The sequence below is a fragment of the Streptomyces endophytica genome, assembly GCF_026153355.1.
GTDB classification, from domain to species: Bacteria; Actinomycetota; Actinomycetes; order Streptomycetales; family Streptomycetaceae; genus Streptomyces; species Streptomyces endophytica.
In genome coordinates, this window is sequence record NZ_CP110636.1 from 5844882 (window position 1) to 5865700 (window position 20819).

The following is a 20819-nucleotide window of genomic DNA, read 5'->3' on the forward strand; positions in this document are numbered from 1 at the left end:
AGCGTGCGGCTGATCAGGGCGGCGGCCTCGGCCGGTGCCAGGACGCCGAGGTCGAGGATCCGGGAGCCGGGGAGGTCCCGAGGGTGCGGCGGCTGGTGACGACGACCCGGTGGGCCGGGGAGCCGGGCAGCAGCGGGCCGACCTGGTCCGTCGAGGAGGCGTTGTCGAGCACGACGAGCGCGGCGCCGTGCCGGGCGGCGCGTTCGGCCAGCTTCGAGCGGTACAGCGACAGCCGGCCCTCGAAGGTGGGCGGGAAGAGTTCGTCGGGGACGCCGAGCGCGCTGAGGAAGACGGAGATCGCGATGTCCGGCCGGACGTAGCGGTGCTCGTCGTAGCCCTGGAGGTTGATGAAGAGCACCCCGCCGGGGAACCAGCCCGCCGCCACGGCGTCGTGCGCGGCGCGCAGGACGAGTGCGGTCTTGCCGACGCCTGCGGTGCCCACCAGCGCGGACACGACCAGCGGTGGGGTCGCGGCCGACGACGCCGGCACGCCCCGCGCCGCCGGACAGCCGGGGCGCAGCGCGGCGGTCAGGGTGCGCAGCGCCTCCTGTCTGCCGGTGAACTCCGGCGGCGCCGGGGGCAGCCCGGCCAGTGCGGTGGGCACCGAGGGCGTGAGGTGCAGCTCCCCACGTGGCCGGCCTGCACGACCGGGCCGGTGACGGTGCCGCTCAGGTCGTTGGATGACTGGTTCACGGTCCCTTTTCTAGCCGACCGCCCCTCGCCCAGGCGGGTTTTCCGGCGACCGGCGCCGGCCGTCGCCCGTGCCCCGGCGGTGTCCGGGCCGCTCGTCCCGCGTCGCGTGCGGTGACATCTCCTGGGACCGTGGCAGCAGCGTGCCCGTCCGTCCCGCGAGGTGGCAACGTGAGCGACAAGGCCAGCCGGTCCACCACTCCTCCCCGCCGCGGGGGCCGTTGCAGCGGCTCCTGTTCGGCGGGGTCTACGGCTCGGTCCTCGCCAGTGCGCTGGCGGCCGCCCTCGGCGGCGAGCACGGGCCCCTGGACCCGGGTACGACGCGGCGTGGGTGCTGGTGACCGCCGTCGCGTCGGCCGCGGCCCACGGTTACGCGCACGCCATCGCCCACCGTACGGCCGACGCGGCTCCGGTCACCACGAGCGCGGTGCGGTCGATGCTCGCCGAGTGGCCGCTGGTGGTCGCGACCCTGCCGACGGTCGCCGCGCTGTTCGGCTCCTACCTGGAGTGGTGGGGCGAGGAGGGCGCGATCGACGTGGCGCTGACGTTCAACACGGCGGCGCTGTTCGGCTGGGGCGTGTGGGGGCCCGGGCGGCGGGGCGGAGCTGGCCGGCGTCGTGCCGGGTCGGGGGCGTGGACGCGCTGCTCGGGCTGTTCATCATCGCCGCGAACGTGTTGACCCACTGAGCGCCGCCCGCCCCGCCGGGTCGCGGGGCGGGCGGCGATGAAACACGATGAGAACTCCAGCCAGAGGAGGTCCGCCCGTGTCTGCTCCGGACATCCCGTCCCGGGCGCCCGCGAGAGCCGTACTGCCGGAGCGCGGCCCCGAGCCGGTGAGGATCACGCTGACGGTGAACGGCGCCGACCGTGTGGTGGACGTCGAGCCGCGCGTCAGCCTTCTGGACGCGCTGCGCGAACGCCTGGACCTGACGGGCTCGAAGAAGGGCTGTGACCAGGGCACCTGCGGAGCCTGCACGGTCTGGGTCGACGGGCGCCGGGTGCTGGCCTGCCTGACCCTGGCGATCACCTGCGAGGGGCGCGAGGTCACCACCATCGAGGGCCTGGCCGAGGGCGATGAGCTGCACGCCATGCAGAGCGCGTTCATCGAGCAGGACGCGTTCCAGTGCGGCTACTGCACCCCGGGCCAGATCATGTCCGCGGTGGCGCTGCTGAAGGAGGGCCACGCCTCGGACGACCGCGAGATCGCCGAGTGGATGAGCGGCAACATCTGCCGCTGCGCCGCCTACCCCCACATCCGGGCCGCCATCCGCTCGGTCCGTGACCGAGCCTGAGGAGATCCGCCGTGCGGCCCATCAGCTACTCCCGCGCCACGGCCGTCGCCGACGCGGTCGCCGCCGTCGCCGCCGACCCCACCAGCGACTTCCTGGCCGGCGGCACCACCGAGGTCGATCTGCTGCGGCGACACGTCCTGCTGCCGCGCCGGCTCGTGGACATCAACGACCTGCCGCTCACCCGGATCGAGGACCGGCCCGACGGCGGCCTGTACATCGGTGCGCTGGCCCGTATGAGCGAGGTGGCCGAGGCCCCCGCCGTACGGGAGCGCTTCCCGATGGTGGCCGAGGCGCTGGTGCTCGGGGCGTCCGCCCAGCTCCGGCACATGGCCAGCATGGGCGGCAACATGATGCAGCGGGTGCGCTGCGGCTACTTCCGCGACGCGTCGTCGCCGTGCAACAAGCGCGATCCGGGCAGCGGCTGCAGTGCCCTGGACGGGTTCAACCGCGGCCATGCCGTCCTCGGCGTCAGCGAGCACTGCATCGCCACCCACCCGTCGGACGTCGCCGTACCGCTGGTGGCCCTGGACGCCCGCATCCACACCGAGGGGCCGCACGGCCGGCAGGTGCACGCCCTGGACGACTTCTTCCTGCTGCCGGGTGCCACACCGCATCTGGAGCATCCGCTGGAGCACGGTGAGCTGGTGGTGGGCATCGAGGTGCCCGGTCTGGCCATGGCCCGGTCCTCGCGCTACCTGAAGGTGCGTGATCGGGAGTCGTACGAGTTCGCGCTGGCGTCCGTGGCGGCCGCGGTGGACCTGGCGGACGGGGTGATCCGCGACGTACGGCTGGCACTGGGCGGGGTGGCCACGAAGCCCTGGCGGGCCCGCCGCGCGGAGGAGCTGCTGCGCGGCGCGCCCGCCGACACCGAGGCCTTCCGGCGGGCCGCCCGCGAGGAGCTGGCCGCCGCCCGCACCACGCCGCTCAACGCCTTCAAGGCCGAGCTGGCCCAGCGGACCATGGTCCGCGCGCTGGCGACCCTCACCGGCACGGAGCACGCGTCATGACCACCGCTCCGGCCGTCGGCCGCCCCGTCGACCGGGTCGACGGCCGCCACAAGGTCACCGGCGGCGCGCACTACTCCGCGGACGTCCTCCCGGCCGATCGTGCCCACGCCGTCCTGGTCGGCGCGCGGGTGCCGAGCGGCCGGGTCACCGGCATCGACACCGACGAGGCCCGGCAGGCCGGCGGGGTGCTCGCGATCCTCACGCACGAGAACCTGCCCGGGATCGCCACGCAGCCCCCGCTGCTGCCCTCGCTCGCCGGTATGCCCGCGCCCGGGCAGACCTTCTTCCCGCTCCAGGACGAGGTGGTCCACTACAGCGGGCAACCGGTCGCCGTGGTGGTCGCCGACACCCTGGAGCGCGCCCAGCACGCGGCCGCGCTGGTCCGCGTCACGTACCAGGAGACGCCCTCGGTCACCACCGTCGCCCAGGGGCGGGACGACGCCTACGTGCCGGACGCGATCTTCGGCGGTTTCGTCCCGGGCCGGAGCGTGCGCGGCGATGTCGAGGCCGGACTGGCGGCGGCGGACGTGCGGATCGACGCCACGTACAGCTACGCCGCGAACAACCACAACCCCATCGAGCCGGCGGCCACCACCGCCGCCTGGGACGGCGACCAGCTGACCCTGTACGACGCCACGCAGGGGGTGGCGGCCACCCAGCTGACGGTGGCGGCGCTGCTCGGCCTGTCCCCCTCGAAGGTGCGCGTGCTCTCCCACTTCGTCGGCGGCAGTTTCGGCTGCAAGGCGATGATCTGGGCGCACCCCGCGCTGGCCGCGCTCGCCGCCCGGCACGTCGGACGTCCCGTCAAGCTGTCGCTGACCCGTGAGCAGATGTTCACCTCGGTCGGCCACCGGGAGGAGCAGGAGCAGCGGATCGAGCTGGGCGCGGACAAGGAGGGCCGGCTCGTCGCGCTGCGGCACCACAAGCTCTCCCCCACCTCGCCGTTCGACGACTGGGCCGAGCCCTCGCTGGGCGTCGCCTCGCAGCTCTACGCCTGCGCCCACTACGAGGGCGTCTACCGGCTGTTCCGCGCCAACACCATGACGCCGACCTTCATGCGGGCGCCCGGTGAGGCGTCCGGCATGTTCGCCCTCGAATGCACGATGGACGACCTCGCCCACCAACTGGGCATCGACCCCGTCGAACTGCGCCTGCGCAACTACTCCGACACCGACCCGACCACCGGAAACCCCTGGTCCAGCACGGGACTCAAGGAGTGCTACGCACGCGGCGCGGAACGCTTCGGCTGGCACCGGCGCCGCCCCGAGCCGCGCGCGCACCGCGACGGCGACTGGCTGATCGGCTACGGCATGGCCGCCGCCGGCTATCCCGTCTACGGCCCGAACAACCCGCAGCGGGCCCGGGCCCGGTTGTACGCCGACGGTACGGCCGTCGTGCAGGCCGCGACCCCCGACTTCGGTACCGGGTGGCCACGGTGATGACCCAGGTGGCCGCCGATGCCCTCGGGCTCCCGTGGGAGCGCTGCCGCTTCGAGGGCGGTGACACGGCGCTGCCGGGCATCGCCGCCGCGGTCGGCTCCGCGGGCGCGGGGATGATCAGCGCCGCAGTCCACACCGCCGCCGCCCGCCTCCGCGACCAGTTGGTGGCGCAGGCCGTCGCCGACTCCCAGTCCCCGCTGCACGGCGCCGATCCGGCGGCGGTCACCGTACGGGACGGCCGGATGATGCTGCGCGACGCGCCCGCGACCGGCGAGACCTACGGCGACCTGCTGCACCGCAACTTCCTGCCGGACGTCGAGGCCGCCGGCTCCTGGTCCCCGTCCCCGGAGTCCCACCACTACGGGATGATGACCTTCGGCGCCCAGTTCGCCGAGGTCGCCGTCGACCCCGAACTCGGCGTCGTCCGGGTCCGCCGCATGGTCGGCGCCTTCGCCCCCGGCCGCGTCCTCAACCCCAAGACGGCCCGCAGCCAGCTGATGGGCGGCATGCTCTGGGGCCTCGGCCAGGCCCTCCTGGAAGCCAACTACATGGACCCCCGCCGCGGTCGCTGGGTCGCCTCCAGCCTGGGCGACTACCTCGTCCCGGTCAACGCCGACGCCCCCGACGTCGAGGTCGAACTCGTCGACGTCACCGACGACATCGTCAACCCGCTCGGCGTCAAGGGCGTCGGCGAGATCGGCCAGGTCGGTGCCGCGGCCGCCATCGCCAACGCCCTCCACCACGCGACGGGCCGGCGGGTGCGGAAGCTGCCGGTGACGATCGAAGATCTGCTGTGAGCCCAGGGTGTGAGTCCAGGGTATGAGCCCACGGTGAGCGGTGACGTCAGACCGTGGTCACCGGTGCCATCAGTTCCTCGTCGGACCTCGGCCGGACGACGGTGGCCTGAGTGGTGATCAGGTCTCCGACCTCCAACGACCCGCTTCCGGAGACGTCGACGTGGACGCGGAGTCCATAGGCGCCCTTCGGATCGAGATCGGGCACGTCCACCCGGAAGGGCACCCGGCCGTGCGGGGCGAGGGGGACGTCCGTCTGGACCTGGGCGGCCACCACGGTGGAGGGGGCATCGGCGAGGGATACGTCGCGGACCTCCACCAGGACCCTGGCGGCCCGGGTGACCGGCGTATCGGCGGGCAGCGCCACGAGACCCCGCACGGTGCCGTTCATGCCGTCCTCCCGACCAGAGGCCGCGACGCCACCGCTCGCTCCCGACCGGGTGCCTCGCCGCGGGCGTCGGTCCGGGCCAGGAGCCCGGCGATCTCCGCGCTGATCGGCAGACCGGTCCGGTGCTCCACGAACAGCCACTGCCCGGCCGGGTTGACCTCGAAGAAGACATAACTCCCGTCCGGGCGCCGGCGCAGATCGACGGCGCCGTAGACCAGTCCGAGCCGGCGCAGGAAGCGGAGCAGCGTGTCGGTCAGGGCCGGCGGAGGGTCACCGGCCGTACCCGGGCCTCGTCGACCACCGTCCTCATGTCGACGGGGTAGCGGGTCGCCGAGGCGTCGATCTCGGCGGCGAAGACGCGCTCCCCCACCACCGTCACCCGTAGATCGGCGCCGGGTACGAACTCCTGGAAGATCACCGGGGCGTAGCGGACCGCGTCGAGGTGCGCCAGGTCCTGCGGCCGCACGAGCCTGGTCTCCCGCCACGCCTCCGCATGGGCGAGGAAGGATTTGAAGACCGTGCGTCCGACGCCGACGTCCTCGATGAACCGGCGCGCCCGCTCCGGCTGGTTGGTGACCAGGGTGCGCGGCAGCACGAGGCCCACCCGGCGCGCCACCGCCCACTGGTACGGCTTGTGGTGGGCGACGGCGTCGAGCGACGGCGGATTGATCCAGGTGCAGTCGAGCGCGTGGAACATGCCGTACAGCGCCTGGCTGGTCTCGCTCGCCGCGAATCCCTGGTCCCGGGCCGTGCACAGCGTCGGATCGACGGTGAAGGGACGCACCCTTCGCCACCACGCGACGCGACACCCCGCCAACGAGGCTTCCGCCGTGGGCGTGGTCAGGGTGCAGACCGGCTGGTTGCCGTCCGAGGAGTCGAAGTTGATCACTCCGTGGGCGGGAAAGTCCGCCAGGTCGATCCTGGCCACCTCCCGTCCGGCGGCCTCCAGCCGGCCGATGACGTCCAGCGTGTGGTCCTCGTCGTAGGAGATGACGAGGATCATCGCAGCTGCCCGGCGCTTTCACCGCTGCCGAACAGCGGGCCCAGCTGGGTCACCAGGCTCTGGTGACTGGCGGCAACGGCGGCGAGATCATGCTGGAGGGAGCCGAGCAGCTGGGCGAGCTGGCGTACTTGCTCGGCCAGCCCGTCAGGCTGCCCGGCCAGCGCGGGCGACTGATGCGGCGTGGCGAGCACGAAGGGGCCGCGGCCGGGCTCATCAGCTCCTGATGCGGATGTTTGGGGGTGTCGTTCACCGGGTCCTTCGCCTGCTCCTTGAGCGTGAAGTCGGTGAGGGGGTCCTTGCCGATCTCCTTGGCCGTGACGGGAGCGTGCGGGTACAGCGCCTGGACACCGGCGAGATCGCCTTGTGACAACCCCGCCCGCTGCCCCATCACCACACCGGGAGGCAGCGACTGCTTCGCGGTGATGGTCGGCCGGTTGGCGTCGATCGCAAAGGCGTTGGCGGGGTAGTGCATGATCGACCCGTAGTCGTACGGACCGATGTCGTCGCCGTCGGAAATCTGCTGCAGGAAGTTGTGCTGCTGTTCCGGCGCGATGTTGGAGAAATCGATGGCGATGAACTGGTCGCGGTCCTCCCGGCTTTGCTCGTGCCAGAGCCCCACGGTGTGACCGATCTCGTGGATGGCATTGCCGGTGCTGCAGCCGTCGCCCAGCGTGATGCGCTGCATGCCGCCCTGGCGGCCGACCTGGGAGGAGCACCCGTCGCCCGGCACGAACCGCACGAAGTCGGGGAACTGTGCCTCATTGTCGGGGACCCGGGACTCGAAACGGATCCGGGTGTGCGTTCGCCAGTGGGCGAGCGCATCGAAGACCCGGTCCGTGTTGGGCAGGGCGGGGTCGATCTCGAACGGGACGGTCGCGTTCGGCCAACGGAATTGCTGCCCGGTGATGCCGATCGACCGGAACATCAGTTCATGACCGCCCGCGGCTGCGGCTTTCTCCACCTCTTCCACGGTGCCGAGGACGATGTCGCCCTCGACCACCGCCATACCGTCCACATCGGCGTACTGCACGCCCTTGCCGCGGAACGTCACTCCGTTCAGCAGCGCGGTCCCGGCGATCGGACCGGACCGGAATTCGCCGCAGCCACTCCCCTGGCTGTCGTTGGCGCGCCGTGCCCCGGTCGTGGCCGTCTTACGGGCGGGGGTGGTCTTCCGTGCGGTGGCTTTCTTCGTCCGGCGGTTGGCCTCGGACGGGTTGGCATTCATGGTTCACCTCGGTAGGGATGTTGGGAGCGCCGTCGTGCGGGATGTCGCACCGCGCGCCGGCCGCTCAAGGCCTCGCGAATTTCTTGTGCTGCAGGACGCCGAGACTCCGCTCGGCGGGCTGCCCCTGCACCTCCGGGTGCAGGTAGTAACCGCGCTCCTCCGGTTTCTTGTTCTCCTCCACGACCAAAGGGTGGGTACGCGCCCAGGCGTCGTGGCGCACGCCGGTGATCTGCCAGCACACTTCCGCCCGCGGCGCACCGCCGGCGATGGTGAAGTGCCGGTCGGCGAGTTTGCGGCTGACATGCAGGTTCGGCGCGGGCGCCCCTATGGGTGTGAGCTGGTACCGGTACGTCTCGTTCAGGGGCTCGAACCAGTCCGGCAACTCGACCGTTGCCCCACCGTTTTCGTCGAGGGAGACCACACCGTCGTAGAAATTCTTCATCTCCGGTGATTCCACGGTGGAATGCGCCAGATAGCGGTTCTCCGGATCAGCCGGGTGATCGATCTTGAATCGGTTGTCGGTTTTCGTCAGCGTGCCCCGTACGTCGACGTTGCCGGTGAATATCCCGGCCATGCCCGGAGAATTGGCCACGACGGCCGCCGCGGTTCCATCCGCGAGGATGCCGATGCCGAACGAGCCACCGCCGTGCGTGACCACACCCGTGCCGTTCGCGCTGGTCCCCTCGACACCGACGCCGGTGCTGGAGATGGCTCCGCGTACCCCCGTGCCGCCCGCGCTCGTACCGGATACCCCGACTACTCCGTCGCCGGATACCCCGACTCCGCCGTCGTTCGTGCCCGAGACCCCGGGGCCGTTGGCCGCCCGGCCCTCGACGCCCGGCCCCTGGGCACTCGTGCCGAGCACTCCCGGACTCTGCGCACTCGTTCCGGACACCCCCGGTCCGGCAGCCCCGGCGCCTGCCACTCCCGGGGTGGTGGCACCACCCGTACCCGCCAGCCCGGGGCCCTGGCTGCTGGCACCCGATACCCGGGCCCGGTGGTCGCCCGGCCCTGGACGCCCGGTCCCTGGGCACTCGTGCCGGACACTCCCGGACTCTGCGCGCTCGTACCGGACACTCCCGGGCCAGCAGTTCCCGACCCCCTGACGCCCGCGTCGCCTCCAGTGCAGGCACCCGACACACCCGGGCTCTGCGCACTCGTACCCAACACCCCTGGCCCGGCGCCCCCGGTGCCTGCCACTCCCGGGGCGGAGGCACCACCCCTACCCGACAGCCCGGGGCCCTGACTGCTGATACCCGAGACCCCAGGCCCAGCAGTCGCCTGCCCCTCGACGCCCGGTCCCTGCGCACTCGTGCCGGACACTCCCGGACTCTGCGCGCTCGTACCGGACACTCCCGGGCCAGCAGTTCCCGACCCCCTGACGCCCGCGTCGCCTCCAGTGCAGGCACCCGACACACCCGGGCTCTGCGCACTCGTACCCAACACCCCTGGCCCGGCGCCCCCGGTGCCTGCCACTCCCGGGCGGAGGCACCACCCCTACCCGACAGCCCGGGGCCCTGACTGCTGGTACCCGAAACCCCAGGCCCAGCAGTCGCCCGGCCCTCGACGCCCGGTCCCTGGGCACTCGTGCCGGACACGCCCGGCCCGCCGATGGCCTTTCCCTCGACTCCGGCGTGGTCGCCGCCGCCCCGGCCGGAGACACCCACCCCCTGGTGACAGCTGCCGTGTACGCCGATGCCGTGAACCGCGCCGTTGACACCGAGGACGCCTGCCCCCGGCTCCAGCGACCCGTCGGGGGCCGAGGTGGCGGGCAGTCCGCTGCTTCCGACGACACCCGGCCCGACATCGTTGTCCCCCAGACCCCGAAATTGATCGATGGGTCCTGTTGCCCCGGGTCGAACCCGCTGGGCACGCCCTGCGCTTCAGGTGGTTGGACGGGCATGGTTGTTCTCTTCTCTCGGTACGGGTGGGTGCTCCACGGCCGGCGGGGCCCGGGCTTGTCAGCCGCGCCCCTTTCCGTTCCACCGGCGGGTCACGACCTCCGGGTGGTGAAGGCGTGCGATCGCTCGCTCGGAACGCTGTCCGTGGGCCTCCGGGTGGAGGTAGTACCCGCACTCCTCCGGAGCCTTCTTCGCCTCCGCGCGGAACGGGTTCGCGCGGGCCCAGGCATCCCGCCGGGCACCGGTGATCTGCCAGCAGACGCGTTGTTGGGGCCGGCCGCCGGCGATCGCGAAGCGGTTCTCGGCAACCGGACTGCTGATGTGCAGTTCGGGCGCCGGGTCACCGAGCGGGGTGAGCTGGTACTGGAATTCTTCGTTCAACGCCTCGAAGTAGTCGGGAAGTTGGACCGTGGCCGTGCCTTCGGAGTCCAGGGTGGCGGTGCCGTCGTAGACGTTCTTCATCTCCGGCGAGGCCACGGACGCGTGGGCCAGGAAGTGGTTCTCGGGGTCGAGGGGGTGGTCGATGCGGACATCCGCGGCGCCTTGGGTCAGGGTTCCGGTCACGTGGACGTCGCCGCTGAATCTGCCGGCGATCGGCCGGCCGGAGGCGGAGAGCCCCACGAGGCCCTCCGCCGACACCCGTCGCTGTCTTCGCTGAACCCGAAGACGCCGGAGCCGTGGAAGCTGGTGCCCATGACCCCCGGACCACCGTTCGCGCTGAAGCCGAACCCGAAGCCGCTGTTCTCGCTGTGACCCGCATGGCCGCGGATGCCGGTGCCGTCGAAGCAGTCGGCACTCACCGCGGTCCCCGTGGCGCTGGTGGCCTTGATTCCCGTGCCGCTCTTGCAGTCGGCGACGACGCCCGCCCCCGTCTCGCCGGTCCCCGAGAGGCCTGCCCCCGCCGTACTGGTGCCGGACACACCGGTGCCGTCCTTGCTGACGCCGACGACTCCGGCACCCTGCTCGCTCGTGCCCGCAACGCCGGGGCCCTGCGACGCCGTTCCGGCGACCGCCGGGTTCACTCCCTTGGTGAGGCCGGCGACGCCGGTGCCCTGGCTGCTGGTGCCGAGCACGGCGGTCCCGGTGCTCTTGTCGGCCCTGCCCAGCACTCCGATGCCCTGGCTCTCGTTGTTGATGCCGAGCGTGCCCGCCCCGCCAGGTGTGGTGCCGCTGGGGCCACTGCCCCCCGCTTGTCCACTGCTGCCGACGACTCCCGCTCCGACCGCGCTGTCCCCCCACACCCCGAACCTGATCGGCGGATCCTCCTGTCCCGGATCGAAGCCGCTGGGTCCGTCCTGTGCTTCGGGTGGTTTGATCGGTGACATCGTTCTCTCCTCGTCCTGATCATTGGTAGGTGATCTGGAAGCAGAACAGCTTGACGGTGTCCCCGACCGGCACCGTCGGGAGGTCCACCTGCAGGAAGTGCCGGTGGGTCCGGTTGTTCACGACGGCCGGTACCGACGGGACGGCCGGAACGCCGAAGGCGCTGGTTTTGACGATCTCCTGCGCTCCCTCATCACCCGCGACGACGCGACGGCGCAGGAAGGCCGTCGGCATGACGCCGGTCGACGGCTGCCGGGTACCGGTCATCGTCAGGGACTTGATCTCGGCACCGTCCGGGAGCGCGATGTTCATGATCCCGTGAGCTTCCGTGGCCGCCGACGGCTTCTGTGCGAAATCGTTGACCAGTTCCCAGTGCACCGGGGGCGGGGGGGGGGCAGCGGCTGGCCCGGTTGCGGCGTCAGCGGTGGCGTCGCGGGCTGGTCCACCTGCTTGCTCGGGGCGAGGATCGGCACCAGGGAAAGGCAGGTCTCCTGCTTGGCGAGCGCCCCGATCAGCGGGTTGAGGACGCTCGCCAGGCTTGCGAACTCGGATTCCAGGTTGTGGAACCTGATGTTGAAGCCGTTCTCGCCGCCCGCCTGGACACGGTCCTCGTTGTCGATCCAGTCCGTGTGGGAAAACTTCGGTGCGTAGTTGGGGATCGAAATCATCGTTGCTCGTCCTTGTCCGGTGGGAGGAAACGGGGCCGCGGCTGGTCGGCTCTGTGGTACGTCGGGAAGGTGTAGGCCGGCAGCAGGTCGGCGGCGGTGGTGCCGGCGAACTCCCGTACGTGGGACCGAAGCCGTTCGGTACGGAACTCCACGCCGAGGGGGTGGAACCAGTTGAGGATGTTCAGCACCAAGTCGTAGCGGTCCTTGCCGAGTTCGGCTCCGGTGTCGTCGAGTTCCTGGTTAAGCCGGACCTCGCACTGGTAGGGCTTCGGCCCTCCGACGGTGAGGTAGCCGGCCCGCACCAGAACGGCTCCGGGGGCCCGGCCCCGGACCCGGCTCACGGGCTTGGCCAGGGATGAAGCCTCCACCCGGCCGTGCCCGGACGAGGTCACCGACCAGCTGAGTTCCTGGGCACCCCCGGGACCCAGCACCTGTCGGGAGATCAACTGCGGTGGCAGAGGAGTGGACCGGTCGAGCGGTGCCGGGTCGGCCAGCAGTACGCTCGCCGCCTCCTCGGGAGCCGCCAGCACACAGGGCCGGTAGGGGGCCGCTGCGGGGCTGACCGCCAGCGCGCGGCAGTCCCCGCCGGGGCTGAACGCCAGGGGCAGCAAACGGTCGGCGGTCGCGTCGATCATGTGCACCCGCCCGGCCGCCGGGCCGGACCCGGCCGTCGCCACGTACACATGCCTGCCGTCGGTGGCGGCGCACAGCGTCAGGGGCAGGGTGTTGCCCGGGAAGCCCTCGAGAGTGGCACTCGGCGTGGTGGCACCGCTCGGGTAGACCCGGACGGATCCGGTGCCGGAGTCCTGTTGCACGCAGGCCACGTACAGCTTCGTCCCGTCCGGTGTGAAGACCGCTGTCCGCACGTCGGTGTGCGGGGCGGTGGCGAGGGCACTCCCCTGGAGCTGGAGCCCGGCCCGGCTGACCACGCAGAACCGTCCGCCGTCGAGCAGGACGGCGAGTACGGGGCTGTTCGGGCTCACCGCCAGGGCGACGGGAACGCCGGGCAGCACGAGGCTGCCGGTCTGCGCCTGGGTCTGCGGATCGTACGCGCGCAGCGTGCGGTCGCCCGCATGGGCGACGAAGAGCCGGCTGCCGTCGGTGCCGAGGGCCACCGGGCGCGGCCCGGCGAGGGCAGGGGCGGTGGGAGAGAGGGTGGCCGGATCGAGTACCGCGACCGCCTCCGAGAGGGGGTGTGCCACGTACAGCCGACCGCCGGAGAAGGAAAGCGGTCCGGGGAAGGGATCCACCGGCACGGAGGCGGCGGGACTCAACTGCGGGAAGTCCTGCGGCGTTCCGGCCGTGACGGTGAAGGAAGTGATCCGGTGGCTGCCCGGCAGGGACAGGTAGACCCGTCCGCCGTCGGGCGCGAAGCATGCCTCGGCGGGCGCGGGGTGCGGCGACGCCGCGATCGTTGCCTCCTCGTCCACGGTGATCTCGGTGGGGCCGCGCACGCCGATCTGTTCGCCGGCCGCCACCGCCACCTCCACATGGGGTGCGGCCGCCGCCGCGGGCGGGACGGTCTGCGCGACCTTGACGTAGTCGAATCCGGCGTCGAAGGCCCGGACGGACAACTCGCCGGCGGACAGCACGGAGTGCCTGAGCACCAGGGCCCGTCCCTGGCCCCGCAGGCCCGGCTGGTCCGGTTGGTAGGCGCCGTCCACCGTCAGCGTGCCGTCCGGGCCGAGGAGCCCGAGCAGTTCGTCCAGGGCGAGCGCGGTGACGCGCTGCATCCGCCGGTGGGCGAGGTCCGTGCCGTAGTCGATGCGGGTACCGGGCAGCCCTTCGGTGCGCAGCACCAGACAGCTTTCGTCGAAGTCGTCGGTCGGTGGTCCGGCCGCCCCTTCCTCCGTGACGCCGGGCGTGCCGGCGCGGTCGACCGATGCGTCGATGCCGAGCCCGTCGGGGGGCAGTCCGATGCGCAGTGCCTGTGCGCAGCTCCGGGTGCGGCCGGCGCGGGTGATGTCGGCCTGGATGGTCACTTCTCCCGCGGCCGTGGGGTGCAGCACGGGCCGGGCGCCCTGACTCACCGTGGCGTCACCCGGGCCGGAGCGGGTGAGGGACCAGTGGACCTCGGTCCCCGGGTGCTGGGTCGGGTCGGGATGCAGGCTGAGGGGGACGGGGTCGCCCGGTCGCACCGGAAGATGGCCCGAGGTGTCGATGCGGAAGGCCGGGCCGGGCGGCTGGGCGACGTGTACCAGGCCGTCGCGGGTGTGCTGGACCCAGCCGAACCCGGCGGCGTGGGCAAGCACACCGAGCTCCCCCGCTGTGAGGGTGTCGTGGTCGAGGAGGAGGGCCCGTCCGACCCGGTGCAGGTCGGGGGCGTTGCGGTCGTAGGACCGGCGGACGTGCAGAGTTCCGGGCTCGTCGTGGAGCCGCTTGACCAGGTCCGCCAGCGTCAGGCTGACGCCGAGTTGCATCAGCCGGTTGTCCTCGCTCGTGCCGAAGTCGGGTGAGCCGCTGCTCTCCTCGCGGCAGAGCCAGGCCGGGTCGAAGTCCGGTTCGTCCTCGGGGGTGCCGACCGCCTCGGCCTCGCTGGCCCGCTGGTCGCCGTCGGCCGCGACACTCTGTCCCTGGGTGAGGGGCAGCGGCAGCACGCGCAGCGCGAGGGTGCCGGTCACCGGCTGGTTCGTGGCCTCGACAACCTCGAACGGTGCCTCGTGGCCGCCGATCGGTCCGGTCTCGTTGAGTGCGGCCCGCAGCGCGTCGGGTGTGGGCACCAGCCAGCGCTGGAAGAGTGCCAGGCGCGTCCGGTAATGGTTGTCTCCTTCCCCGGTCACCGGCTCGAACGTCGTACGGGCCGTCCGCGAGATGCGGACCTCCTCCAGCAGACCCGCGTACTGGGCATCGGGACTCGTGCCGGCCGGCGACTCCCGGCCCAGGCCGAGCACGACGGGCGCGTCGTTGGACAGCGCACCCAGACGGCCCAGCCGCTGCCGGGTCACCTCGATTCCGTCGAGGTGGAGCCGTACCACGGCCGGACGCGGACCGGAGGGTTGGCCGGCGGGCCGGGGAAGGCGCTCCACCACTCCCGCTATGTGGTGGAAGGCCCCGTCGCCGAGGTCCCGGTCGGCGAACAGCTCCGTCACCGGACCGCCGTCGCAGACCGACAGCCGGACGTTGTGTGCGATGTCGCGGAAGCGGCCGACGGTGAGCGACCAGCCGGGTGTGCCGGCGGAACTCAGCAGCGCGCACTTGGCCATGACGGCTCCGGTCCGTGCCGTCTGCCGGTCGGGCCTGACGACCGCCTCGACCGTGAGCGAGGCGTCCGGTCCGACGTCGAAGTCCGGGCTGTCGTCGATGGTGATGCTGCCGGGACCGGCGAACTCGAAGGCCGCGGAGAACCGCCCGGTGCGGCCGCTGCGGGCTCCCGCATTGGTCCCCGGGTGACCGGCGGCGCCGAACTGCACTCCGCTGTCCACGACTTGGCGCACTTCCGGCTCCGGGCCGGGCGCCGCAGGTGACTGTTCCGGCGCCGGCCGGTCGTCCAGGTGGTAGAGGGCCACCGTCAGGTCGTCCCAGTCGTACGGGCGGGGCGGGAAGCGGAGGGCACCGAGGTCCTCCCCCAGAAGGTCCAGGCTGGCCCCGTGTGCACTGCGGGCATAGCGCTGAGCGGCCACGTCGCCGAGCTGGCGGGTCAGTTCCTCGTAGTCGCGGCCGATCGCCCACAGCAGCTTGACGAGGTTGCCGAGCAACGCGGTGACCTCCCAGTCCGCCGCCGACTGCGACGCGGGGGTGAGTGGCTGCACCCGGGTCAGCGTCACCTGGTGGCTGAGCTCGGCCGCGCGGCCGGGCAGCTCCACGGCCAGGCTCGTTCCGGCCGGCCATCCCTCGGGGATCCGGACGTCAGCGTGTTCCTCGGCCGCTCCCGGTTTCCGGGTGAAGGAGACCCGTACGACGAGCGGTTCGGTGGTCTCGCGCCGGGGTGTGAGCAGGTACCGGGGCGAATCGGGCAGCCGCCCGTAGTGGTCGAGGTAGCTCCGGAAGCTGTACCGGGCGTGCAGGGTTCCGTCCACGTGTGGCACGAGGGGGACGGCGAGCCGTTCCATGCCCCGGTCGTACGCGGGTGTGAGGCCACCGCGCAGGATGTCGAGGAAGTCGGTGGTCATTGGCTCGAAACCTGGATGTCGATGAGCGGACTGTCGAGGGCGAAGCGGGCGATCTCGTCGGGTGCGAGCAGCAGGTTCTCGCCGACGGACAGCTCCTGTGCGTTGCCGAACACCGCGCCGGAGTGGCTCACGTCGCCGAAGGCCGGGGCACAGCGGCGCAGCCGCAGGTTCTGGACGTCCACCACACCGGCGGTGGAGCGCGCGATCAGCACGATGTCCGAGTGGAGGACCCCCCTGCCGAGACGCAGCCGGTCCACCCGCGCTTGTACGGCCGCGAGGATCTCCCCCTTGATCGCGTCCGGGTCGTGGCCGGGCTGGACCACCAGGGCGGCCCGGATGCCCACGTCGACCTGGTTGGCCGGATTGACGTTGGGGAAGATCGACACCGGGCGCCACTGCCGGACGGTCTCCACGACGGCGTCGTGGACGGCGGGGATGTCGCCGTCCGTCCGGCGCCACGGCCAGCCCGGTTCGACCGCCACGACCACGTCGAAGTAGTACGGCGAGCCGATCTGCCGCTGCGTGGCGAAGGGGCGCTGGCCGAAGAGGAAGGTGTGGAAACGGCTGTGGGAGGCGTCCACTCCGCCGAGCGGATCGAAGATCGCTGCATCCCGTACCCCTGGGACGTCCAGGATCTGGGCGAGTACGGCTTCCTGGGTCCACAGCGTGCGGGGCACGCCGAGCAGCCGGGACCGGTAGGCGTCGTCGGGTTCGAGCAGTTCGCCGCCGGTGACCGGCTCCGGGTTGGCGGGCGTGACGGTGGCGGGGCCCAGGTTGAGATGCAGTTGGGCCCAGACGGGTTCCAGTCGCAGCGACACGCCGGCCGCGACGTTGCCGGCCGGGCCGCGCTCCACGGCTCGGACGCCGACGGTCACCGGGGGCGCACCGGCCGACAGCCGGACGGCCGCGGTGGTGCGCAGGCGTTTCCTGGGGGCTTCGGCGGTCTCGATCACGGTGCCCTCGGGCAGGATGAACCGCCGCTCCGGCTCCGCACCGGCGAGCGTCAAGGAGACCTCACCGGTGGCCTGGAGGAAGCGCCTGGGCAGACCGAGATCGGTTCCGAGCAGATCGAGGCCGGGGCCCTGGGCGGTCGTGACGAAGTTGGCGTAGTACTGCGCCTCCAGCCCGCGCCACAGCTCGTGCACGTGGACGGCGGCGGCATCCAGGACCTTGCGCAGGGCGCTGCCGGAGGTGAGGTCGACGTCCTCGCCGAACATCGCCCGGGCACGGGCCTGTTGGTCGGCGATGATGCGGTCGATGCCCTTGAGCACGAAGCCTTCCGTGGTCACGCCGAAGCGGTCGAGGTCATTCAAGGCGTCCCCCTGACTCAAGCGTCAGCGTGTCGCCGGCGACGGTTTCCACGAGAGCGAAGACCGTGTAGCCACGGCTGCTCCGGGTCGCGTCGACGATCCGCTGCCGGGCCGCGCCGTCGAGGGCCGGCCGGAGTTCGAAGTAGCGCGGATCGTCCTGGAAGAAGACCTCCCGGACGTCGGTGACGCGGCGGTCCGCGCTGAGGCAGCGCACCAGCTCCATCTTGAGGTACTCCTTGCGCGCGTGGACGCCGAGGGCGTAGCGGCCCACGGCGAGGCGGTCGAAGCCGAAGCGGGTGTTGATGCGGTCGCTGCCGAGTTGGGTCTCCACGGCCAGTACCAGGGCTTGGGCGAGGGCGGCCAGGCCCTCGACCTCCGCTGGACCGCCGGTCCGTTCGTCGATGACCAGGTCGCCGGCGTCGGCCGTGAGGCTGCGGCCGAGGCTGGGGGCGCCCCGATCGGCTGGTCCGGAACCCGGCAGGCCGAGGTCCGGTACGCCGGGGAACGTACCGGGGAGCCCGAGGCCGTCGGGCGCACCGATGCCGGGGTCGGTCATCAGATCGCCTCCAGGATGGTCTGGCCGGGATCGGCGACGCTCCAGGTGCCGGGGGTCGGGCTGCTGACGGTGGCTCCGGATGCCGTGTCCAGCAGGACCGGTGTGCCGCCCACCATGAGCTTCTTCGCCGTGCCCGCCGGCGTCGTGGGCGCCGCGATGGTGCAGGGAAGCGAGGACGACCCGTCGGGCGTCCGGACCGGGCAGGGCGCGATCATGCCGGGAACCGGCCGGTCGGCGGCACCGAACTGGAAGCCGACCTCCGCACCGGCGGCGATCACGCCGTGGCCCTTCACGGTGACCGTCGGGTTCCCCGTGGTGAGACGGGTCTGCCCGCCGTGCGAGCACTGGAGGACGGCGCCCTCCGTGAGGACGAAGGACATCAGCTGATCGCCACCTTTCCCTCACCGACCGTCAAGCTCGCTCCGCCTGCGCTGAGTGCCACCTTTCCGCCACTGGCGGAGACCGTGACGTCCTTGCCGGGGCCGGCCGTGACCGTGATGTTGCCGTCCTGGTCGATCCGCACCTCGGCGCCTGAGCTGTGGGCCAGCACGAACTCCTCCGGCGGGCCCTCGTCGGGCCGTTCCCCGACGTCGGAGCAGCCGGACGTACCGACGGTCAGCTTCAGGCCGACCGCCTCCACCACCCGGCGGCCGTCCGCCGCGGTGAGGTCGCTGACGCCCTTGCCCTCCGGGCGAGGAGGGGTGCCGGCCGACAGCTTGGTCGGCAGACAGAGCCACCAGTCACCGGCGTGCGCCTTCGGGCGGTCCATCGCCTCGTCGTTGGCCCACAGGAATCCCGCGACGACCGAGTCCTCCCGGGACCCGCGCACCTCGTTCAGCAGCGCCCGCATCCCCTCGTACACGGGGACCGACAGGCCGACCTTGTGCCAGGCGAACGGCGAGACCAGCGGCTTGTCGCGGAGCAGCGGTCCGTCGTCGACGGGGAGGTCGACGCTCGGGGAGACGGCGGACGCGGCGCCGTCCTGTCCGTAGCCGATGTCGGCCACCCGCTCGTCGGGTTTCGCCGAGCGGATCCGGCCCGCGTCGATCGACGGTGAGACCGTGCGCGCGTCCTTGATGCGCCCGGCGATGGCGTCGGCGATGGCCGACGGGCTGCCCAGACGCGCGGCTTCGGTATTGCGCCGGTTGGCGCCGCCGTCCTTGAGGACCGCCGCGCGGCCGGTGCAGACGTAGCCGGAGCGCGCCGAGAAGGAATGGGTGACCTGGACGATCCGGAAGCCCTGGAACGGGTTCTGGTAGCCCGCCACACTCGCCGCCACCCGCTGGCCGGCCCGCAGTTCCGGCAGGCCGAGCACGGTGAAGTCGAAGGCGGGCACCGAGGTCTGTGCCGGCAGGTCGGTGACCATCCGCTGCTTGCCGGTCGCGCCGACCTGTACCGGTGCGAATTCGGCCAGCCGCGCGGTGGCCCTGCTCTCCGGCACGATCAGGCTGTCCTCGCCGGTGAGCAGGGCGAGCACGGCGGCCGGGTCCGGCGGCAGCGGCGGGCCCTTGGCCGGCGGGTGGGTGACGGCGGTGCCGAACTGGACCACGCCCTCCTGCACCAGTACTTCGGCGCCGTACTGGCCCGCGAGCTGTTCGAGGAGCCCGAAGGCGTTCGGTGCGTCCAGGTTGATGCCGGACCGCCGCGGTTCCTTCGGGGTCGCGCCGTCGGCCAGCGTCGCGTGTGCCATCCGGACGACGGCGTCGGCCGCCTCGGCGGGGGTGGCATCGGCCTTGGACAGCTGGGCGGTTCGCGGCCGGCCGTCCTTGCCGGCGACGTTCTGGGTGGTCAGCAGCTTGAACGCGGCCTCCTCGAAACCGGTCAGCCGGACGCCCAGCGGCGGGAACCGCTCCGAGACCGTCATGCCGTCCACCCGTCCGGTCAGGACCGGTTTGCGAGAGCCGGGGGACTCCAGGTAGCCGAGCGTGATCTCCACCTCGACACCGCCGTCGGTGCCGCGTTCGCCGGTGAGCGCGTCGGCCAGCGTCCGGTGCGCCGACAGCGGCAGGGCGGCGAGATGGATGTCGAACCGGCCCGGTTGCCCGAAGCCGTACTCGACGGTGATGTCGGCGTCGCTGAGGATCAGGCCGCCCGAGACGTCGTTGGACACCGTGAGCCGAAGCTTCGGGAACGTCAGGCGGTACCAGAGGATCACTCCCATAGCTGTGCCACCCCGATCACGATCCGGCTGCCGTAGTGGCCGGGCCCGTTGAGGTTGCCGCGCGCCAGCCTGGCCTCCAGCAGGCGGATCGCCAATCGTGCGCTGCGGTGCACCAGTCCGGGCTCGACGACCAGCTTGCGCAGGAACTCCACCTGGGGCCCCTGGGGTCCCGGACGCATCACCCGCAGCACCAGGTAGCCGGGCGGCGCCGTCGGGGTGCTGACCCTTGCCGGGGCCGCCAGGTCGTAGAGGGTCCCCGGCGGATCGTCCGCCCCGCCGTCGAGGTTGACGTACACCCCGAAGTCGTACGGCGTGTCACCGATCAGGCAGGTGAACGCCTGGGGCAGGCCGTCGTCCGGCTCGACGGGCAGCTGGTGGAAGGCGAGCGGGCCGGTGCCGGCCGGGGAAGCCGGGCCCGGCGGGGGAATCGGAGCGGACGGGTTCATACCGGGCCTCCGAGCTGGCGCCGCGCCGGCACCATGTCGCTGACCGTGGGCACCGCGGCCGTGCCCGCGGCCAGCGCCATCTCCAGCGCCTCCCCCACCACCGCCGTGAGGCCGGAGCGTGGTACGTGCTCCAGCGTGATGCTGACGTCCAGGGCGTCGCGCTTCTGGTTGGACTGGGTGAAGCGCAGGCTGGTGATCTGCATGTCGAGACTGATGGTCATGCCGCACACCACGGGGAGCCCGGCGAGGTTCATCGCGGGAGCGGTGGCCGGTGCCAGCGCCCGCGAGGTCAGCGCCATCGCCTCCAGCCCCTTCTTGATGAGCAGCCGGGTCCGTCCGACCAGCACCGCCTCGACGTTGATGGTCTTGGTCGTCGGCGAGACCAGCTGGGCGAGCTTGCTGCCCGCGATGCGCGCCACCTGGTAGCCCTCGTTGAGGGTCAGGCTGGTGACGGTCAGCAGCGGCACCGCGCCGATCAGGACGGGGACGTTCACTCCGCCGGCCATG

General features: G+C 72.1%; 21 protein-coding genes. 5 read left to right on the top strand and 16 right to left on the bottom strand.

Annotated features, from left to right (window positions below; translation table 11 throughout):
- Positions 1 to 13: 13 nt before the first annotated feature.
- Positions 14 to 604, bottom strand: a complete 591-nt coding sequence (locus tag OJ254_RS26180) for a hypothetical protein (RefSeq protein WP_265364329.1) — start codon at positions 602 to 604, stop codon at positions 14 to 16.
- 417 nt (positions 605 to 1021) lie between these two features.
- Between OJ254_RS26180 and OJ254_RS26185 the strand changes: the two genes are divergently transcribed.
- From OJ254_RS26185 to OJ254_RS26205, 5 genes are all read left to right on the top strand, one after another.
- Positions 1022 to 1369, top strand: a complete 348-nt coding sequence (locus OJ254_RS26185) for a hypothetical protein (RefSeq protein WP_265364330.1) — start codon at positions 1022 to 1024, stop codon at positions 1367 to 1369.
- 85 nt (positions 1370 to 1454) lie between these two features.
- Positions 1455 to 1982: a (2Fe-2S)-binding protein gene (locus OJ254_RS26190; RefSeq protein WP_423835963.1), complete on the top strand. Its 528-nt coding sequence runs from the start codon at positions 1455 to 1457 to the stop codon at positions 1980 to 1982.
- Between the two features lie 11 nt (positions 1983 to 1993).
- Positions 1994 to 2989 carry an FAD binding domain-containing protein gene (locus tag OJ254_RS26195; protein WP_265364331.1) on the top strand — a complete coding sequence of 332 codons (996 nt, stop codon included), beginning with the start codon at positions 1994 to 1996 and terminating at the stop codon, positions 2987 to 2989.
- Positions 2986 to 4428 carry a xanthine dehydrogenase family protein molybdopterin-binding subunit gene (locus OJ254_RS26200; protein ID WP_265364332.1) on the top strand — a complete coding sequence of 481 codons (1443 nt, stop codon included), beginning with the start codon at positions 2986 to 2988 and terminating at the stop codon, positions 4426 to 4428. The genes OJ254_RS26195 and OJ254_RS26200 overlap by 4 nt, the downstream gene beginning before the upstream one ends.
- Positions 4428 to 5225, top strand: a complete 798-nt coding sequence (locus OJ254_RS26205; protein WP_265364333.1) for a xanthine dehydrogenase family protein molybdopterin-binding subunit — start codon at positions 4428 to 4430, stop codon at positions 5223 to 5225. Before OJ254_RS26200 ends, OJ254_RS26205 begins: the two co-directional genes overlap by 1 nt.
- 46 nt (positions 5226 to 5271) lie before the next feature.
- On the opposite strand, the gene OJ254_RS26210 is transcribed toward OJ254_RS26205, so the two are convergent.
- From OJ254_RS26210 to OJ254_RS26280, 15 genes are all read right to left on the bottom strand, one after another.
- A complete protein-coding gene (locus OJ254_RS26210) occupies positions 5272 to 5613 on the bottom strand; it encodes a YbaY family lipoprotein (RefSeq protein ID WP_265364334.1) in 342 nt (113 codons plus the stop codon).
- A gap of 250 nt (positions 5614 to 5863) precedes the next feature.
- The gene (locus OJ254_RS26215; RefSeq protein WP_265364335.1) at positions 5864 to 6613 is read right to left on the bottom strand and encodes an MvdC/MvdD family ATP grasp protein; all 750 of its coding nucleotides are present in this window, start codon (positions 6611 to 6613) and stop codon (positions 5864 to 5866) included.
- 49 nt (positions 6614 to 6662) lie between these two features.
- Positions 6663 to 7838: a M12 family metallopeptidase gene (locus OJ254_RS26220; protein WP_265364336.1), complete on the bottom strand. Its 1176-nt coding sequence runs from the start codon at positions 7836 to 7838 to the stop codon at positions 6663 to 6665.
- Between the two features lie 64 nt (positions 7839 to 7902).
- Positions 7903 to 8703 carry a hypothetical protein gene (locus tag OJ254_RS26225; protein ID WP_265364337.1) on the bottom strand — a complete coding sequence of 267 codons (801 nt, stop codon included), beginning with the start codon at positions 8701 to 8703 and terminating at the stop codon, positions 7903 to 7905.
- 1096 nt (positions 8704 to 9799) lie between these two features.
- Positions 9800 to 10303 carry a hypothetical protein gene (locus OJ254_RS26230; RefSeq protein WP_265364338.1) on the bottom strand — a complete coding sequence of 168 codons (504 nt, stop codon included), beginning with the start codon at positions 10301 to 10303 and terminating at the stop codon, positions 9800 to 9802.
- Positions 10300 to 11064 carry a hypothetical protein gene (locus tag OJ254_RS26235; RefSeq protein ID WP_265364339.1) on the bottom strand — a complete coding sequence of 255 codons (765 nt, stop codon included), beginning with the start codon at positions 11062 to 11064 and terminating at the stop codon, positions 10300 to 10302. Before OJ254_RS26235 ends, OJ254_RS26230 begins: the two co-directional genes overlap by 4 nt.
- A gap of 19 nt (positions 11065 to 11083) precedes the next feature.
- A complete protein-coding gene (locus tag OJ254_RS26240) occupies positions 11084 to 11374 on the bottom strand; it encodes a hypothetical protein (RefSeq protein WP_265364340.1) in 291 nt (96 codons plus the stop codon).
- Entirely contained in the window at positions 11371 to 11730 is a 360-nt protein-coding gene (locus OJ254_RS26245) for a hypothetical protein (RefSeq protein ID WP_265364341.1), read from the bottom strand. Before OJ254_RS26245 ends, OJ254_RS26240 begins: the two co-directional genes overlap by 4 nt.
- A complete protein-coding gene (locus OJ254_RS26250) occupies positions 11727 to 15839 on the bottom strand; it encodes a LamG-like jellyroll fold domain-containing protein (protein WP_265364342.1) in 4113 nt (1370 codons plus the stop codon). The genes OJ254_RS26245 and OJ254_RS26250 overlap by 4 nt, the downstream gene beginning before the upstream one ends.
- Positions 15836 to 17152: a baseplate J/gp47 family protein gene (locus tag OJ254_RS26255; RefSeq protein ID WP_265364343.1), complete on the bottom strand. Its 1317-nt coding sequence runs from the start codon at positions 17150 to 17152 to the stop codon at positions 15836 to 15838. Before OJ254_RS26255 ends, OJ254_RS26250 begins: the two co-directional genes overlap by 4 nt.
- Entirely contained in the window at positions 17145 to 17705 is a 561-nt protein-coding gene (locus OJ254_RS26260; RefSeq protein WP_265364344.1) for a hypothetical protein, read from the bottom strand. Before OJ254_RS26260 ends, OJ254_RS26255 begins: the two co-directional genes overlap by 8 nt.
- Positions 17705 to 18085 carry a hypothetical protein gene (locus tag OJ254_RS26265; RefSeq protein ID WP_265364345.1) on the bottom strand — a complete coding sequence of 127 codons (381 nt, stop codon included), beginning with the start codon at positions 18083 to 18085 and terminating at the stop codon, positions 17705 to 17707. The genes OJ254_RS26260 and OJ254_RS26265 overlap by 1 nt, the downstream gene beginning before the upstream one ends.
- A complete protein-coding gene (locus OJ254_RS26270) occupies positions 18085 to 19866 on the bottom strand; it encodes a hypothetical protein (RefSeq protein ID WP_265364346.1) in 1782 nt (593 codons plus the stop codon). Before OJ254_RS26270 ends, OJ254_RS26265 begins: the two co-directional genes overlap by 1 nt.
- A complete protein-coding gene (locus OJ254_RS26275) occupies positions 19857 to 20312 on the bottom strand; it encodes a hypothetical protein (RefSeq protein ID WP_265364347.1) in 456 nt (151 codons plus the stop codon). Before OJ254_RS26275 ends, OJ254_RS26270 begins: the two co-directional genes overlap by 10 nt.
- A complete protein-coding gene (locus tag OJ254_RS26280; protein WP_265364348.1) occupies positions 20309 to 20818 on the bottom strand; it encodes a hypothetical protein in 510 nt (169 codons plus the stop codon). The genes OJ254_RS26275 and OJ254_RS26280 overlap by 4 nt, the downstream gene beginning before the upstream one ends.
- Between the last annotated feature and the right edge of the window lies 1 nt (position 20819).